The organism is Streptomyces megasporus, from assembly GCF_000718985.1.
In the GTDB taxonomy this organism is placed as follows: Bacteria; Actinomycetota; Actinomycetes; order Streptomycetales; family Streptomycetaceae; genus Streptomyces; species Streptomyces megasporus.
Genome location: NZ_JODL01000010.1, coordinates 15,921 through 31,142 on the forward strand (window position 1 = coordinate 15,921; position 15,222 = coordinate 31,142).

Annotated in this window: 15 protein-coding genes, 1 other RNA gene and 1 pseudogene; 8 read left to right on the forward strand and 9 right to left on the reverse strand. The window is 74.6% G+C overall.

Features of this window, described 5'->3' with window-relative positions; translation table 11 throughout:
• Window positions 1–83: 83 nt before the first annotated feature.
• Both IF47_RS0110910 and IF47_RS0110915 read right to left on the reverse strand, forming a co-directional pair.
• Window positions 84–1,052, reverse strand: coding sequence for an N-acetylmuramoyl-L-alanine amidase (locus tag IF47_RS0110910; protein ID WP_078591725.1), 969 nt, complete (start codon window positions 1,050–1,052; stop codon window positions 84–86).
• 24 nt (window positions 1,053–1,076) lie between these two features.
• Window positions 1,077–1,751 carry a class I SAM-dependent methyltransferase gene (locus IF47_RS0110915; protein WP_031508419.1) on the reverse strand — a complete coding sequence of 225 codons (675 nt, stop codon included), beginning with the start codon at window positions 1,749–1,751 and terminating at the stop codon, window positions 1,077–1,079.
• Window positions 1,752–2,064: 313 nt separating this feature from the next.
• Between IF47_RS0110915 and IF47_RS0110920 the strand changes: the two genes are divergently transcribed.
• A complete protein-coding gene (locus tag IF47_RS0110920; protein ID WP_031508421.1) occupies window positions 2,065–2,922 on the forward strand; it encodes a MaoC/PaaZ C-terminal domain-containing protein in 858 nt (285 codons plus the stop codon).
• Between the two features lie 32 nt (window positions 2,923–2,954).
• On the opposite strand, the gene IF47_RS0110925 is transcribed toward IF47_RS0110920, so the two are convergent.
• Window positions 2,955–3,185: a hypothetical protein gene (locus IF47_RS0110925; protein ID WP_031508423.1), complete on the reverse strand. Its 231-nt coding sequence runs from the start codon at window positions 3,183–3,185 to the stop codon at window positions 2,955–2,957.
• Window positions 3,186–3,244: 59 nt separating this feature from the next.
• Entirely contained in the window at window positions 3,245–4,459 is a 1,215-nt protein-coding gene (locus IF47_RS0110930; protein ID WP_031508424.1) for a hypothetical protein, read from the reverse strand.
• A gap of 220 nt (window positions 4,460–4,679) precedes the next feature.
• Here IF47_RS0110930 and IF47_RS0110935 point away from each other — a divergent pair, with 220 nt between their 5' ends.
• The 3 genes from IF47_RS0110935 to IF47_RS0110945 are packed head-to-tail and all read left to right on the forward strand — an operon-like array spanning window position 4,680 to window position 7,632.
• Complete coding sequence (locus tag IF47_RS0110935) at window positions 4,680–5,564, forward strand: Nif3-like dinuclear metal center hexameric protein (RefSeq protein WP_031508426.1); 885 nt, start codon at window positions 4,680–4,682, stop codon at window positions 5,562–5,564.
• The gene (locus IF47_RS0110940) at window positions 5,561–6,304 is read left to right on the forward strand and encodes a zinc ribbon domain-containing protein (protein WP_031508428.1); all 744 of its coding nucleotides are present in this window, start codon (window positions 5,561–5,563) and stop codon (window positions 6,302–6,304) included. The genes IF47_RS0110935 and IF47_RS0110940 overlap by 4 nt, the downstream gene beginning before the upstream one ends.
• The gene (locus IF47_RS0110945; RefSeq protein ID WP_031508429.1) at window positions 6,304–7,632 is read left to right on the forward strand and encodes a bifunctional RNase H/acid phosphatase; all 1,329 of its coding nucleotides are present in this window, start codon (window positions 6,304–6,306) and stop codon (window positions 7,630–7,632) included. The genes IF47_RS0110940 and IF47_RS0110945 overlap by 1 nt, the downstream gene beginning before the upstream one ends.
• A 94-nt stretch (window positions 7,633–7,726) precedes the next feature.
• Here the strand turns inward: IF47_RS0110945 and yaaA are convergent, their stop codons facing one another.
• Window positions 7,727–8,524: a peroxide stress protein YaaA gene (gene yaaA, locus IF47_RS0110950; protein ID WP_031508431.1), complete on the reverse strand. Its 798-nt coding sequence runs from the start codon at window positions 8,522–8,524 to the stop codon at window positions 7,727–7,729.
• 129 nt (window positions 8,525–8,653) lie between these two features.
• Between yaaA and IF47_RS0110955 the strand changes: the two are divergent.
• Window positions 8,654–10,020 (forward strand): annotated as a pseudogene (locus tag IF47_RS0110955) (DUF2254 domain-containing protein).
• A 143-nt stretch (window positions 10,021–10,163) separates the two neighbouring features.
• Here IF47_RS0110955 and IF47_RS0110970 read toward each other — a convergent pair.
• Both IF47_RS0110970 and IF47_RS0110975 read right to left on the reverse strand, forming a co-directional pair.
• Complete coding sequence (locus tag IF47_RS0110970; protein ID WP_245641078.1) at window positions 10,164–11,027, reverse strand: hypothetical protein; 864 nt, start codon at window positions 11,025–11,027, stop codon at window positions 10,164–10,166.
• A complete protein-coding gene (locus tag IF47_RS0110975; protein WP_031508437.1) occupies window positions 11,024–11,833 on the reverse strand; it encodes a MerR family transcriptional regulator in 810 nt (269 codons plus the stop codon). The genes IF47_RS0110970 and IF47_RS0110975 overlap by 4 nt, the downstream gene beginning before the upstream one ends.
• Before the next feature lie 78 nt (window positions 11,834–11,911).
• Between IF47_RS0110975 and rnpB the strand changes: the two genes are divergently transcribed.
• Window positions 11,912–12,329: RNase P RNA component class A (rnpB, locus tag IF47_RS28695), an RNA gene on the forward strand.
• Window positions 12,330–12,439: 110 nt separating this feature from the next.
• On the opposite strand, the gene IF47_RS0110980 is transcribed toward rnpB, so the two are convergent.
• Complete coding sequence (locus tag IF47_RS0110980) at window positions 12,440–13,240, reverse strand: SDR family NAD(P)-dependent oxidoreductase (protein WP_031508438.1); 801 nt, start codon at window positions 13,238–13,240, stop codon at window positions 12,440–12,442.
• Window positions 13,241–13,498: 258 nt separating this feature from the next.
• Here IF47_RS0110980 and IF47_RS0110985 point away from each other — a divergent pair, with 258 nt between their 5' ends.
• Entirely contained in the window at window positions 13,499–14,089 is a 591-nt protein-coding gene (locus IF47_RS0110985) for a Uma2 family endonuclease (RefSeq protein WP_031508439.1), read from the forward strand.
• A 13-nt stretch (window positions 14,090–14,102) separates the two neighbouring features.
• Here IF47_RS0110985 and IF47_RS0110990 read toward each other — a convergent pair whose 3' ends face one another.
• Window positions 14,103–14,597, reverse strand: coding sequence for a GNAT family N-acetyltransferase (locus IF47_RS0110990; RefSeq protein WP_037732379.1), 495 nt, complete (start codon window positions 14,595–14,597; stop codon window positions 14,103–14,105).
• Between the two features lie 182 nt (window positions 14,598–14,779).
• On the opposite strand from IF47_RS0110990, the gene IF47_RS0110995 reads away from it, so the two are divergent.
• The gene (locus tag IF47_RS0110995) at window positions 14,780–15,208 is read left to right on the forward strand and encodes a cupin domain-containing protein (RefSeq protein ID WP_031508441.1); all 429 of its coding nucleotides are present in this window, start codon (window positions 14,780–14,782) and stop codon (window positions 15,206–15,208) included.
• Window positions 15,209–15,222: the final 14 nt, after the last annotated feature.

The window sequence follows — 15,222 nt, forward strand, 5'->3', positions numbered from 1 at the left end:
GCCATCGCTTCGGGTGAGCGAGCGGATGTTCACGTAATATCCTTAATCGGTTTCGTCATGGTCTGGTCAGACGGGGGCGGGCCCTATCGTACGGAAGGACGCCCGGCGCGGTCCGGCGGGTCCGTCTTGTGCGTCTCACCGTGGTAACGGCCGTCCGCGTCCCGGAGGAAGGCCGTGACGCCGTCGGCGATGCCGCGGGCCGCGCGCCCCCGCCACTCGGAATCGGTGAACCGCCGGGCCTCGTGGGGATCGCGCATGTTGCCGCACTCCAGGAAGACCTTGGGCACCCGGGACAGGTTGAGCCCGCCCAGATCGCCACGGGTCACCAGACCGCTGTCGGCCGTGGCGGGGCCCAGGTAGTCCGCCGGTGCGAAACCGGTCGCCTCGGCGAAGGCGTCGGCCAGGTGCTCGCCCAGCCGGCGTGAGGGACCGACGATCCGCGTGGTGTCGGCGGCCCCCTCCCGCACCCGGGCCGGGAGGATCACGTGGAAGCCCCGGTTGCCGGCGGTCGAGCCGTCGGCGTGCACGGAGACCACGGCGTCGGCCCCCGCCTCGTTCCCGGCCCGGGCGCGCTCGTCGATGCACGGCCCGTACGGGCGGTCGCCGTCGTGGGTGAACTCCACGGTGGCGCCCCGCTCCTCCAGGATGGCGCGGGCGCGACGCGCGACGTCCAGGGTGAACAGCGCCTCCGCGTAACCGGAGTCCGTGGCCGTGCCGGTGGTGTCGCACTCCTTGCGGCCCGTGCCGATGTCGACCCGGCGCGCGATCTCGCGGGTGTGCTCGCGGTTGTCCGGGTTGTGTCCCGGGTCGAGGACCACCACCGTGCCCCGCAGCAGCAGGCCGTCCCCCGGCCGTCCATCGGAACCCTCCGGCTCCTCTGGGCCCTTCGACGCGCCGCGCGCCGGTGAGGAGAGGGAGGGGGAGGCCGAGGGGGAGCGTCCGGTTGTCGGGTCCGCGCCCGTCCCTCCCGCCGACCGCCAGGCCAACCAGCCCGCGAGGCAGACGGGGAGCAGGACCGCGAGGACGATGAACAGCCGTCTGCCGAGGGACATGCTCGCAGATCGTAGTGGCGCGGGTCAGATCCCCGGGCCCGTACGCCGCAGAACGCGCAGCGACCGGAGGGCGGACACCTCGACGAAGGCGCCGGACGCAAGGGCCCGGCGGTAGATCCGGTACGGCGCCTGACCGCCGTCGGCCGGGTCCGGGAACACGTCGTGGACGACCAGCAGCCCGCCCTCGGCCAGGTGCGGCGCCCACCCCTCGTAGTCGGCGGTCGCGTGCTCGTCGGTGTGGCCGCCGTCGACGAAGACCAGCCCGAGCTTCCCGCCCCACACGGCCGCGACCCGCGGCGAGCGCCCGACGAGCGCGATCACACGGTCCTCCAGCCCGGCGGCGTGGAGGGTGCGGCGGAAGGTCGGGAGGGTGTCCATCAGGCCGACCTCCGGGTCGACCAACTCCGGGTCGTGGTACTCCCAGCCGGGCTGCTGCTCCTCGCTGCCCCGGTGGTGGTCGACGGTCAGAACGGTCGCGTCCCCGCCGGCCCGCCGGGCGGCGTCGGCCAGCAGGATCGTGGAGCGCCCGCAGTAGGTGCCGATCTCCAGCAGCGGCAGCCCCAGCCGCGCCGCCTCGAACGCCGCCGCGTACAGGGCCATCCCCTCGTCGAGAGGCATGAAGCCCTTCGCCGTCAGAAACGTGGCGACCACATCCGCTGCGGGCTTGACGGACTCCTCCACCGACTCCACCGACTCCATCGACGACCTCCCCGACCTGACCCGACCGGCCCACCCGGTCCGACCGGCCCGGTGCCGCGGCCCATGCTGCCGCACGGCGCCGACGGGCCGGTGGCGGGGGTCGGTCTCCCTCTCGGGCGAGGGAGCGAGGCGCGGGGGAGCACCGGGCGGGGGCGGGGTGCGGGGGACGTTCTCGGCAGGCGCCGGAGGCGATACGTGTGCTATGCAAGAAAGCCGCCGGCCGGAACGCCCCCCGTTTCCGGTGCGGTCGGGGGCGGGCCGCGGCCCCTGCCACACCCTCTGCCGTCCGCGGTCGCCGAGGAGCGAGCTTCCCATGCCCATCGACGCCGCCAAGGCCCTCGCAGCCGAACCCGTCACCACCGAACTCGCCTGGGGCCACAAGGACGTGCAGCTCTACCACCTCGGGATCGGCGCGGGCGTCCCCGCCGACGACCTGCGGGAACTGCGCTACACCCTGGAGAGCCGACTGCACGTCCTGCCCAGCTTCGCCACCGTCGCCGGCGGCCGGCTGACCCTGCTGGACGGCCTCTCCATGCCGGGCGTCGACGTCGACCTGGCCTCCGTCCTGCACGGCGGCCAGTCCCTCGTGCTCCACCGGCCGGTCCCGGTGAACGGCAGGGCCCGGCAGACCTCCCGGATCACCGCCGTCCACGACAAGGGCGAGGCCGCCGTCATCACGCTGCGCTCCGAGGTCGCCGACGGCGACGGGCCGCTGTGGAGCTGCGACGCGGTGATCTTCGTGCGGGGCGAGGGCGGCTTCGGCGGCGAGCGGGGCCCGTCCGTCCGCGCGGACGTGCCCGAAGGCGAGCCGGACCTGGTCCTCACCCGGCCGATCCGCGAGGACCAGGCGCTGCTGTACCGGCTGTCGGGGGACTGGAACCCGCTGCACGCCGACCCCGACTTCGCCCGCCTGGCGGGCTTCGACCGGCCGATCCTCCACGGCCTGTGCACCTACGGCATGGTCCTCAAGGCCGTGGTGGACACCGTGTTGGACGGCGAGGCCGACCGGGTGCGCGCCTACGGCACGCGCTTCGCCGGGGTCGCCTTCCCCGGCGAGACCCTGCGCATCCGCGTCCGGCGGCAGGACGACACCCGGCTGAGGGCGTCCGTCACCGCGGTCGAACGCGACGACGCCCCCGTCCTGGCCGACACCGTCGTCCGCCACACGTAGCGCGTCCGGCCGGTCTCGGCCGTTCGGCGGTGCTACCGGCCGCTTCCCTCCTGCCCGCCGGGGCGGCGGTGACGGCCCTGGGCGGGTACCGTCGCCTCCTCGCCGACGGCGGCCGGCCCTCGGTGCCTGCCCCGGCTCTCGGTGGTCTCGCCGCCCGCCGCGGCGCCCGTCCCGCCGCCGTTCGCGGGCCGGGACTGGGGCTGGACGTGGGTCTGGGCTTGGGGCTGGACGTGGGTCTGGGTCTGGGGTTGGGTCTGGGACATCGCCAACTACTCCGTGAATCCGGTCGGTTCCCTCCGTACCCGACCGGATCGTAGTAGTTCTACGATCTTCGGTCCGCGGCGGTCCGCGACAGCGGCGCCTGCTGCAGGGGCGTCGGTGCGCGCGCGACCGACCGGAGGGTGAAGACGGTGAACGAGCCGGTCTCCCCCTCCTCCACCGCGGCCCGCGCCGCCGGCGCGGGCCCGACCTCCTCGACCGTCGGCCTCGGACGCGGACCCGGCAGCGTCTCGGGTTCCGGACGCGACACCGTGATCCGGGCCAGCCCGCACGGCGTGTGGCCGGTGGAGTACGGCAGCCGCAACTCCCCGTCGACCGTCCACAACCCCGAACCCCGCAGCCACCCCTGCGGAGCCGCCAGGTGCTGCAACCGCCGCTGCGAGGGCCGCCACACGGCCACCCACGTTCCGTTCGGCCCGTCCACGCGCAGCGCCACCGCGCAGCCCTCCGGCACCAGGGCCTGACCGGGCTGGATGGCGAACGGGGCCAGCGCCACCCCCTGCGGGCGCAGCGCCTCGGGGAAGCGCACGGGCCGGTGACTGCCGAGCACCCCCCAGCCCAGCCGCGGTTCGCCCGGGGCGTCGGACCGCACCAGCAGCAGCCCGCTGTCGGGGTCGGCGAGCAGCAGCCGGTCGTCGCTGTCGTCGGTGATCTGCAGCAGGGGGGAGACCTCGCCGCGCTCCAGGTCGACCACGACGGCCTTCGTCCGGCCGGAGGCGTCGGTGCGGTCCAGCGCCAGCAGCCGCCCCCCGCGATCCAGCCAGGTGCCGCCCGAACACCGGCCGGGCACCTCGGCCACCGGCTCCGGGCCGTAGGGGCCGCCGTGCACCAGCCACACCGCCGTGCTGTTCGCGCCGGCCCGGCCGGGGGAGAGCGCGTACGCCGACAGGCCGCCCGGAGCGGGCGGCAGCAGCGTCAGCCGCTCCGACTCCACCGAGCCGAGGTGGAGCTCGCCGGTGCACGGGCCGGTGGGGTAGAGCAGCGCGAGGTGGTGCCGGTCGGCGGCCCTGCGGCAGATCAGCACCCGCCCGTCGGGCAGCGGCAGCACCTGGGTGCCGGGCCCCTCCGGCCGGGGCCCCGGCAGCGGCACCGCGTACGGCTCGGGGCCGTCCAGCGTCCACCGCTCGGGAGTCCACCCCCCGCCCCCCTCGGCCACCGCGAGCCTGGCCGCGTAGGAGCCGTCCGCGGCGATCGTGAAGCCGGTGTACGCCGCTCTCCCGCCGTCACCCGGAACGGTGTCGACAGCACAGACTGTCATCGACCAATCACCTCCGGTAGTGAAGCTAGTTTTCGTGTTCCCGGCCGGGCGGCACGAGTCGGGAGCCTTCACACGTTCGGGGGACGGCGGACGGAATCGCCGGGGACGCCGGTGCGCGATGTGCTCCACCCGGCGGTGAGACGGCGCGCCCCGCCGGGCCCCGGAGCGGCCGGACCTCCGGCCCGACGCGCCGGGGCGGACGGAAGGTAACCTCTCACCCGTGCCTGCACTCTCCGATGTCATCGCCGCACTCGACGACCTGTGGCCCCCCGAGCGGGCCGAACAATGGGACGCCGTCGGAACGGTCTGCGGAGACCCCGACGCCGAGGTGAACCGGGTGCTGATCGCCGTCGACCCCGTTCAGGAGATCGCCGACGAGGCGGTGGAACTCGGCGCCGACCTGCTCCTCACCCACCACCCCCTCTACCTGCGCGGCACCGACACGGTCTGGGCCGGCACCTTCAAGGGGCGCGTCGTCCACACCCTGATCCGGAACGACGTCGCCCTGCACGTCGCCCACACCAACGCCGACCGCGCCGACCCCGGCGTCTCCGACGCCCTCGCCGGAGCCATCGGCCTGCGGATCGTGGCGCCGCTGGTGCCCGACCCCACCGACGCGGACGGACGCCGCGGGCTCGGCCGGATCTGCGAACTGGACGCGCCCGAGCCGCTGGCCCGCTTCGCGCGGCGGGTGGCCGACGCCCTGCCCGCCACCGCGCAGGGCATCAGGGCCGCCGGCGACCCCGACCGCCCGATCCGCACGGTCGCGGTCTGCGGCGGCTCCGGCGACAGCCTCTTCGACGAGGTGCGGGCCGCCGGCGTCGACGCCTACGTCACCGCCGACCTGCGGCACCACCCGGCCTCCGAGGCCGTCCAGCACGCCGCCCTCACCGGGGGACCGGCGCTGGTGGACGCCGCGCACTGGGCCACCGAGTGGCCCTGGTGCGAGCAGGCCGCCGCCCAGCTCGACGAGGTGTCGCGGCGGCACGGCTGGAACCTGCGCGTCCACGTCTCCCGGACCGCCACCGACCCCTGGACCACCCACGCGGCGTCCGCCCCCGCCGACGGCGCCGCACCCACCACCCACACAGGAGCCCCCAACTGAACGCCGAGCCAGCCGACCAGATCCGTCTCCTCGACGTCCAGGCCCTCGACCTGCGGCTCACCCAGCTCGCGCACCGGCGCAAGAACCTGCCCGAGCACGCCGAACTCGAGAGCCTGAACGCCGACTTCGCCCAGGTGCGCGACCTGCTGATCGCCGCCCAGACGGAGGAGAGCGACACCGCCCGCGAGCAGACCAAGGCGGAACAGGACGTGGACCAGGTCCGCAAGCGCGCCGCCCGCGACCAGGAGCGGCTCGACTCCGGAGCGATCACCTCCCCCAAGGACCTGGAGAACCTCCAGCGGGAGATCGCCTCCCTCGCCAGGCGCCAGAGCGATCTGGAGGACGTCGTCCTGGAGATCATGGAGCGCCGCGAGGCCGCCCAGGAGCGGGTCGCGGAGCTGACGCGGCGGGTCGAGTCCGTCCAGTCCAGGATCGACGACGCGACGGCGCGGCGCGACGCCGCGCTGGAGGAGATCGACGCCGAGACCGCCACGGTCACCAAGGAGCGCGAGGTCGTGGCCGGCGCGGTCCCGGCCGACCTGATCAAGCTCTACGACAAGCTCCGCGAGCAGCACGGCGGCGTCGGCGCGGCCCGCCTCTACCAGCGGCGCTGCGAGGGCTGCCGCCTGGAGTTGAACATCACCGAGATCAACGAGATCCGTCAGGCCCCGGCGAACTCGGTGACGCGCTGCGAGAACTGCCGCCGCATCCTGGTCCGCACCCCCGAGTCCGGCCTGTGATGACGGGTTCTCCCGCGTCCCCTCCCACGTCCCGACGCTCCTTCGTCGTCGAGGCCGACGGCGGCTCCCGCGGCAACCCCGGCCCGGCCGGGTACGGCGCGGTGGTCCGCGACGCCCGGACGGGACAGGCCCTGGCGGAGACGGCCGAGTACATCGGCACCGCCACCAACAACGTCGCCGAGTACCGCGGCCTGATCGCGGGCCTGCGCGCGGCCCACGCGCTCGACCCGGAGGCGACGGTGCGGGTCCGGATGGACTCCAAGCTGGTCGTTGAGCAGATGTCGGGCCGCTGGAAGATCAAGCACCCCGACCTGCGTCCCCTGGCGGTGGAGGCCGCCTCGATCCTCCCGCCCGACGCCGTCTCCTACGAGTGGATCCCACGCGAGCGGAACGGCCACGCGGACCGGCTGGCCAACGAGGCCATGGACGCCGGCCGCCGCGGCGAGACCTGGCAGCCGTCCGCCTCGACGGCGGAACTCGCCGCGCGGGACGCCGACGCCCTCGCCGAGGCCGCCCCGGCGACCCCCGAGAGCTCCGCCGAGGCACGGGCCGCGGCCCGCGACGCCGTGCGGCGGGCCGCGCGGGGCGACGCCTCCCGCCCCGGCGGGACGGCGCCGGACCCGACACGGGACACCGGAGCCGACCCCACGGCCCTCCCCGAGGAGACCGAGCCGAAGACCCCCTCCATGGGCTGGGGCCCCTCCCTCGACGCCCCCACCACCCTGGTGCTGCTGCGGCACGGCGAGACCCCCCTCACCCCCCTCAAGAAGTTCTCCGGCAGCGGCGGCACCGACCCCGCCCTGTCGGAGGTCGGACTGCGGCAGGCCGAGGCCGTCGCCGCCGCGCTCGCGGCGCGCGGCACCGTCCAGGACGTGGTCAGCTCGCCGCTCACCCGCTGCCGGCAGACGGCCGGGATCGTCGCCGAACGGCTCGGGTTGAAGGTCGAGATCGACGAGGACCTGCGCGAGACCGACTTCGGCGCCTGGGAGGGACTGAGCTTCGCCGAGGCGCGCGAACGCCACCCGGACGACCTGAACGCCTGGCTCGCCGACCCCGAGGCGCCCCCCACCGGCGGCGAGTCCTTCGCCGCCGTCACCCGCCGCGTGGAGCGCGCCCTGGACCGGATCCTCGCCCGCTACCCGGGCCGGACGGTGCTGGTGGTCTCCCACGTCACGCCCGTCAAGGTGCTGGTGCGGCTGGCACTGGGCGCGCCGCCCGAGTCGCTGTTCCGGATGGAGCTGTCGGCCGCCTCCCTGTCGGCGGTGGCCCACTACCCGGACGGCAACGCCTCGGTGCGACTCTTCAACGACACGAGCCACCTGCGCTGAGACGCGCCGGGACGGACGCCGGGACGGACGCCGGGACGGACGCCGGGACGGACGGGGGCCGGCGCGTCCGCCGGCCCCCGTCCGCCGGCCCCGCTCACAGCTCGGTGACCACCACGTCCAGCCGCCAGGGCGTCCCGCCCCGCGCGGGCGGCTCGCCCTCCACCGTGTACCCCAGCCCGCGCAGCGCCTCGGCCAGCTCCGCCGGGCCGGCCGGCTCCTCGCCCGCCCGGAGCAGGGCACGGACGATCCGCCCCTTGGTGGCCTTGTTGAAGTGGCTCACCACCGACCGCTTCTCCACTCCGTCGACGATCTTCGACTGGAGCACCCGCACGGTCGCGGTGCGCTCGGCGAGCCGGCCCGTGGGCTTCCACATCGCCCCGTACGCCGACGACCGCAGGTCCAGCACCAGCCCGTCGCCCGCCGCCTCGGGCAGCACCGCCGCCAGCGGCTCCCGCCAGTACCGGCCCAGACTCCCCAGCCCCGGCAGCCTCACCCCGCCCGAGCAGCGGTAGGGCGGGACCGGGTCGGTGATCCGCACCGCGCCCCACAGCCCCGAGAACACCAGCAGCCGGCGCTCGGCCCGCTCCCGCGCCGCCGCGTCCAGCCCGGCCAGGTCCAGCGCGTCGTAGAGCACGCCGGTGTAGACCTCCCCGGCGGGCAGCGTCGGAGCCGTCCGCAGCGCGGCGTTCCGGGCCACCTCACCGCGCAAACCCTCGCTCAGCCCGAGCACCTCCCGCGCCTTCTCCTCGTCGGCCGAGCAGAGCTCCACCAACTCGTCCAGCACCGCCTCGCGGGCGGACGTCAACCCCGGCAGCGACAGCGCGCCCAGGTCGAGCGCGGGACCAAAGGCGCCGGTGGCCTTCCCCTCGGACGGTGGCAGCAGCACGAGCACGGTGGGACTCCTCACAGGGCGGTACACGCGCCGCACACACCGGCGCGGTCAGCAGCGTACGTCCGCCGCATGGACGCACCGATTCCGGATGCCGGTGTCGGCCCCCGGCGACACGGCAAGTCGAGCAGGATGAAACGCTTCCGAACCTCCGGGACACCCCAGGCCGAGAAGGCCCGCCACCCCCTGTGGACGTGGCCCGCCACAGGAGGGGTCTGCGCCCTCGTCGCGGCACTGGCGCTGGCCCGGATCAGGCCCGAGCGCGGCACGCCGCTCTCCGTCCTGTGGCCCGGCGACACCGACTCCGCCTCCACGGCGCTACAGGTGCTGGCGACCGGGGCCGTCACGGTGACCACCGTGGCGTTCAGCATCACCGTGGTGACGCTGCAACTCGCCTCGCAGCAGTTCTCCCCGCGCCTGCTGCGGCGGTACGCGCGCGACCGGACCATCAAGGCCGTCCTGACCGTGCTGATCGCGACGGCCGTGTTCACCCTGACGACCCTCGCCTTCCTGGACGCGAAGCGGCCGGTGCCCGCCGTCGCGCTGTTCTGCGCGGCCTCGCTCGGCATCGCCTCCCTGGCCGCCGTGCTGGGATTCCTGACCCACATCGTCCGCGAGGTGCGGGTGGACTCCATGATGCTGTCGGTCCACGACGAGACCGACGAGGCGATCGGGATGTTCTACCCCGCCCGCACCGATCCGCCCCGGCGCTCCCCGGACGACCCGGGCCTGGACCGGACGCCCGGCACGACGGCGCACGGGCGGAACAGCGGCTTCGTGCGGCTGGTCCGTGTCGACGAACTCGTGGAACGGGCCCGCCGGGACGGCGCCGTGGTGCGGCTCCTCGTCCGCCCCGGCGATCTGGTCGTCTCCGGCAATCCCGTCGCCACCGTGTGGGCACGCGACCCCTCCACCGGGGCCCTGAGCCCGTACCCCGACGAGGCCGGCGCCGCCGACCTGGTCGGCGACGCCCTGGTGCTCGGCTACGAGCGGACCCTGGACCAGGACGTGGCCTCGGCTTCCGCCAGTTGGAGGACATCGCGGTCAAGGCGGTGGCACCGGGGAACAACGACCCGCAGACCGCCTGCACCGCCGTGGGACACATGGCCGACCTGCTGGTGAGGCTCGCCGGAAGCCGCCTGGGGCCGACCGTGCACGAGGACCCGGACGGTGTGGGGCGGGCGGTCGTACCGGACCGCGACCTGCGGTACTACCTCGACCTGGCCTGCGGGCAGCTACGGCGCTACGCGGCCGCCGAGCCCACCGTCCTGGTGGCCCTGCTGCGCATGCTGCGCGACCTGGCGGTGGCCGTGCGCGACGAGGAGGACGCGGCCGAGGTGCGGCGCGCGGCGGACACGGTCCGGGACACCCTGGCGCCCTCCGTCCACACCGGGGACGCGGAACAGGTCCACGACCTGCACCGACGCGTCATGACGGCGTTGGCGGGCCGGACGGTCGAGGCCTACCTGGACCGCAGCGGCGAGACGCGGTCGGTGTAGCGGTCGGTGTGGCGGCCGGCGCCGCGCCGAACGGGCTCGAAGAGGTACACGAACCTCGCGGGGCGAGCCCCCGGCGCCTGCCCGACGGACGCACGGGCCCGGATCCCGTTCGGGGAGGTCCGGGCCCGTGCGTCCGTCGGGGGTCAGCCGGTGGGCAGGGCTCGTCGTCCGGCCGTCCCCCGCAGCGCGGCGACCGCCGCCCGCGGATCGTCGGCACAGAACCGCAGCACCCGCGCCCGCTCCCGGCCGCCGAGCGGACGGACGATCTCCACCGGCGCGTCCAGCTCCACCGTCACCGTCGTCCGGCCGCCCACCGCCAGGTCCATCACCCCGTCCACGACCCGCAGCAGCCGCCCGTCGGGGCAGTGCTGCTCGACCCGCGCCGAGGCGATCCGCCCCGCCGGCACCCGCACGTCCACCAGCGCGCCGTACCGCACCCGCAGCGAACCGTCCGCGCCCACCACGTGCGGACGCACCACGCAGGCCGCGTGGAGGCCCAGCACCAGCACCACGGCCCACACGTCCAGCACCAGCACCACCAGGTGCGCGGTCGGCCACCGGGTCAGCAGCAGACTCATCGCCACCGTCTCCACGACGGTCACGAACAGCAGCCCGTACATCATCGGCGCCTGCTCGCCCGCGTACCGCACGGCCGTGTCGCCCGCGCCCACCCCGTGCGGACGCCGGGCCGCCCACCGGACCAGGCTCGCCACCACCCGCAGCTCGTGGAGGACCAGTCGCCGCACCGGGGCGGGCACGGCCGCCCGCAGGGCCGCGCGCGCCGCCTCCCGACCGGTCGATCCCCCGCGCCGCGCCGCCCGCCAGGCACGCGCCGACACCGTCGCCTCCACGGCGAGCACGCACCCCACCAGCGCCTCGGCGGCCACGACCACCGGCGCCGGCACCCGCACCCCGGCCACCAGGCAGACGACCAGCCCCAGCTCCACCGGCACCACCGCGCACACCCCCCACCGCGCGACCCGGCGCGCGGCCCGCCCCCGGCTCACCGAGCCCGCTCCGCCAGCAGCCGCATCGCCTGCCGCAGGGCCTCCACCTGGGCGGGGGAGAAGTCGGCGAACAGCGCCTCGGCGAACCCGTCGAACCCGTTGCCGTCCCCCGCGCCGGAGGGGACGCCCCCGATCGTCCCCAGCACCGCCTCCGGTACGGCGTCCGCCACCGCGCGGGCCGTCCCCGCCACGCGCGGATCGTCCACCTCGGCGTCCGCCAACGCGTCCAGCAGGGCGTACACCTCGTACGCGCGGGCCATTGCCGCCGGATCGCCGCCCGTCTCGCCGAGCGCCGCGAACAACTCCCGGCGGACCTCGGGCGACGCGGTCGTCTCCAACAGGGCCAGCAACTCCCGTTCCCGGGCCGCCATCGCCGGCTCGGGACCGGGGAGATCCGCCGCGGCGCGGGCCATCTCCCCGAAGAGCGCGGCCAGTTCGGGGGAGACCGGCCCCTCGGCGGGCAACTCGCCCCGCTCGGCCAGCCGCAGCAGCTCACGGACGCGGGCCCGCCGCTCCCGCAGCGCCGCCTCCTGCCGGGCCAGGTCGCCGTCCAGCTCGGTCAGCACCTCGTGCAGCTCGCGCCCCGCGCCGAAGTCGTCGTCGGCCAGGACGTCCCGCACCTCGTCCAGGCTCAGCCCCAGCTCGGTCAACCGCCGCACGCGCGCCAGCAGCACCGCGTCGCGCAGCCCGTACTCGCGGTAGCCGTTCGCGCGCCGCACGGGCTCGGGCAGCAGACCCAGACGGTGGTAGTGCCGCACGGTACGGGTGGTGACACCCACCAGGGCGGCCAGTTCGCCGATCCTCATGGCCCCGAGTCAACACATTGACGTCGCGACAAGGTCAAGGGCGCGGGACGCGGCCGGTAGCATGGACGGCACGGCAGACGAGTCGTGCGGGCGGTCGCGGCGGGGCCCCTTCGGGGAAACCGTCGAGGAACGTCCGGGCTCCACAGGGCAGGGTGGTGGGTAACACCCACCCGGGGTGACCCGCGGGAAAGTGCCACAGAAAACAGACCGCCGGGGGCCTCACCGCCCCCGGTAAGGGTGAAACGGTGGTGTAAGAGACCACCAGCGCCCAGGGTGACCTGGGCGGCTCGGTAAACCCCACCCGGAGCAAGGTCAAAAGGGGCGGCCGTCCCGGAAGGGACGGCGGCCCTGCGCGGATGTTCGAGGGTGGCCCGCCCGAGTCCGCGGGTGGACCGCACGAGGCCGGTGGCGACATCGGTCCCAGATGGATGACCGCCTCCCGGCGGGCCGCGAGGCCCGCCGGAGACAGAACCCGGCGTACAGCGCGACTCGTCTGCCGCTACCCGCTCGCTCCCCGCCCCGACCTGCCGAGACGCCCTCCCCGTCCGCCTCCGGACGAGGGCCGGGGACTGCCCGGGGGATTCCGACCCCGCTCGGCGCCGCAGGTCAGGACCGGTCGTCCGGGCCGGTCGGCAGCACCGCTTCCGGTGACTCGGGCAGGGTCTGGCCACCGTCGACGGTGATGACCTGCCCCGTGATGAACGACGCCCCGTCGCCGGCGAGGAACTCCACCACATCGGCGATCTCCCGCGGCCGGGCGAGGCGGCCCAGGGGAACGGTCGCGGCCATCTGGGCGAGGTAGGCCGCACCCAACTCCTCAAGCCCCTCGGTCACCACGTTGCCGGGTGCCACCGCGTTCACGGTGATGCCGTACGGGGCGAGTTCCAGCGCGGCGGTACGCATGAAACCCAACTGTGCGGCCTTGCTGGCGCCGTAGTGGCTCCAGCCCGGAAAGCCCGTGAGGGGGCCGGTGATCGACGACGTCAGCACGATCCGGCCGCGCCGCGACTCCCGCAGCAGCGGCACACACGCCGCGACGGCGAGTATCTGGCTCTCCACGTTGGTGGCGAAGACCTCGCGTACGTCGGTGTGCGTCAGGTCCGCCAGCGGCTTGTTGGGGAAGACACCGGCGTTGAGGCAGAGCACGTCCAGACCGCCGAGCGACGTCCGGGCGGACTCGGCCAGCCGGGGTGCGAAGTCGGGCGCGGTGGCGTCGAGAGCGAGTCCCTCCACGGTCTGCCCGGCCCGGCACCCGGCTCTCCGGAAGGTCTCCACCACGTGGTCGGGAACGCTGCGCCCGGTCAGGAGGACGTCCGCTCCGGCGGCCACGAACGTGGACGTGATCGCGGCGCCGATGCCGCGCGTGCCGCCGACGACGACGACCTTCCTGGGTAAGGGACTGTTCATATGGCCCTGCCTCGTCTCTCGTGTGCGTCGGGTGTGGTGCCCGGCCGGTTCTCACGGCGTGCGGTGCGGTTCCGAGGTGAAGATGTCCCGCCGCGAGCGCCGTCATGCTCGGGCCTCGACACCCACAAGGCCGCCCGCCGTCCCGCTCACCCTTTCGGGTGAGCGCCGGGCTTCTCCACCCTTCCCTGCGCGAGAGCGCCGTTATCGTGCGCGCGGGGCGAAGGGCGCCGCTACGGTGGAGTCGAAGGGAGACCCGTGATGACCATGGCCATCGATCGGTCCGTACAGGCGAGTGACTCCGCGCAGATGAGCGTCGAGGAGTTCGAGCAACTCGAAGCCTCGGCCCCGGAGACGGTGACGCTGGAATTCGTTCGTGGAGAGTTGAGGGTCAAGCCGGTGCCGGATGGGGACCACGGAGAGATCGTCATGTGGCTGCTGGAGCGCTGTATGGCACAGCGCCCCGAACTTCGCCTGTATCCCGAGCAAGGACTCATCGTCGAGAAGTACGGCAACGGCCGGGCTCGACCCGACGGCGCGCTGGCTCCCAAGGGGTACTTCGCCGGGCGCGGTGAGTGGTCCGACCCCAGCGGTGTGCTGATGGCCGTCGAGGTCGCCTCCGCCCGGCCGGGGAAGGACCACGCTGGGAAGACCGACGGGTACGCGGAGGCCGGCATCCCGGTGCACCTGTTGGTCGACCGCGAGCGGCAGGAACTCGTCGTCCACTCCCACCCCGAGAAGGGCCGTTACCGCGACGTGCACACCACCACCGGTCTCGGCGAGGAGTTGCGGCTGCCCGACCCGGTGGGGATCGTGTTGGCGACCGAGGAGCTCAAGGAACTCATGGCCTGACGGCCCGTCGGGTTCACCGATTCCGTTCTCGACGCCCCCGGTCCGCGAGGTGGGTGTGGAGCAGCGTCGGGGCGGACGCGAATCCGTGGCGGCGGTAGGCCGGGACGGCCCGGTCGCTGGAGTGGACGGTCACTCGCTCCAGGCCCAGCTCGCGCGCGAGGTCCAGGACCGCGTCGACGAGCCGTCCGCCCAGCCCGGCGCCCCGCTCCTCGGGCACCACGTACACGCACTGCACGTCGCCCGAGCCGCGGTCGAGGTCGCCGGGGGTGGGTACGCGCGGGACGACCGCGAGCCACGCCATGCCGAGCACCGTGCCGTCGCGGACCGCGACCAGGCAGCGGTGGGACGAGGCGTTCTCCCGCGCCCACGCCGTGAAGCCCCGCGTGAACTCCTCGCGCGCGACGGCGGGTTCCTCCCCGTTCTCCCGCACCCACCGCCACCGCAATCCGGCGACGGCGTTCAGTTCGTCCGCCTCGACCGGGCGGACGGCGGTCGTCGTGGTGGCCATGCCCGCATGGTCCCGGACGGGGCGCGGATCCGGTAGACGGCCGAGGCGGGCGAGACGGTCCCGGTCGGACGGCCGGAGCGTCGGACGGCGAGCCGCCGGCCGAGTGGCACCGGAGTGCCGCACCGCTGCGCGGACGCCGCTCATCGCGGATGATGCCGGTACGCGACGGAAGGAGCACCGCCATGGGCACCGAGGCCCCTCAGGACCACGGGCCGCAGCCGCACGTGCTGGACATCGAGAAGGCCACCCTGGCCAACGACACCTACCGCACCGCGCTGTGGACCGGGAACCACCTGCAGTTGACGGTGATGAGCATCGAACCCGGCGGCGAGATCGGCCTGGAGACGCACCCCGACCGCGACCAGTTCCTACGGGTGGAGTCGGGGAGGGGGAGGGTCCGGATGGGGCCCGCCCGGGACCGGCTCGACTTCGACCGCGAAGTGGCCGACGACTGGGTGATCCTGGTGCCGGCCGGCTCCTGGCACAACGTGATCAACATCGGCGAGGAGCCGCTGAAGATCTACTCCCTCTACGGCCCGCCCGAGCACCCGCGCGGAACCGTGCACCGCACGAAGGCCGAGGCCGACGCGGCCGAGGAACAGGAGGGGTAGGGGAGGCCCGGACG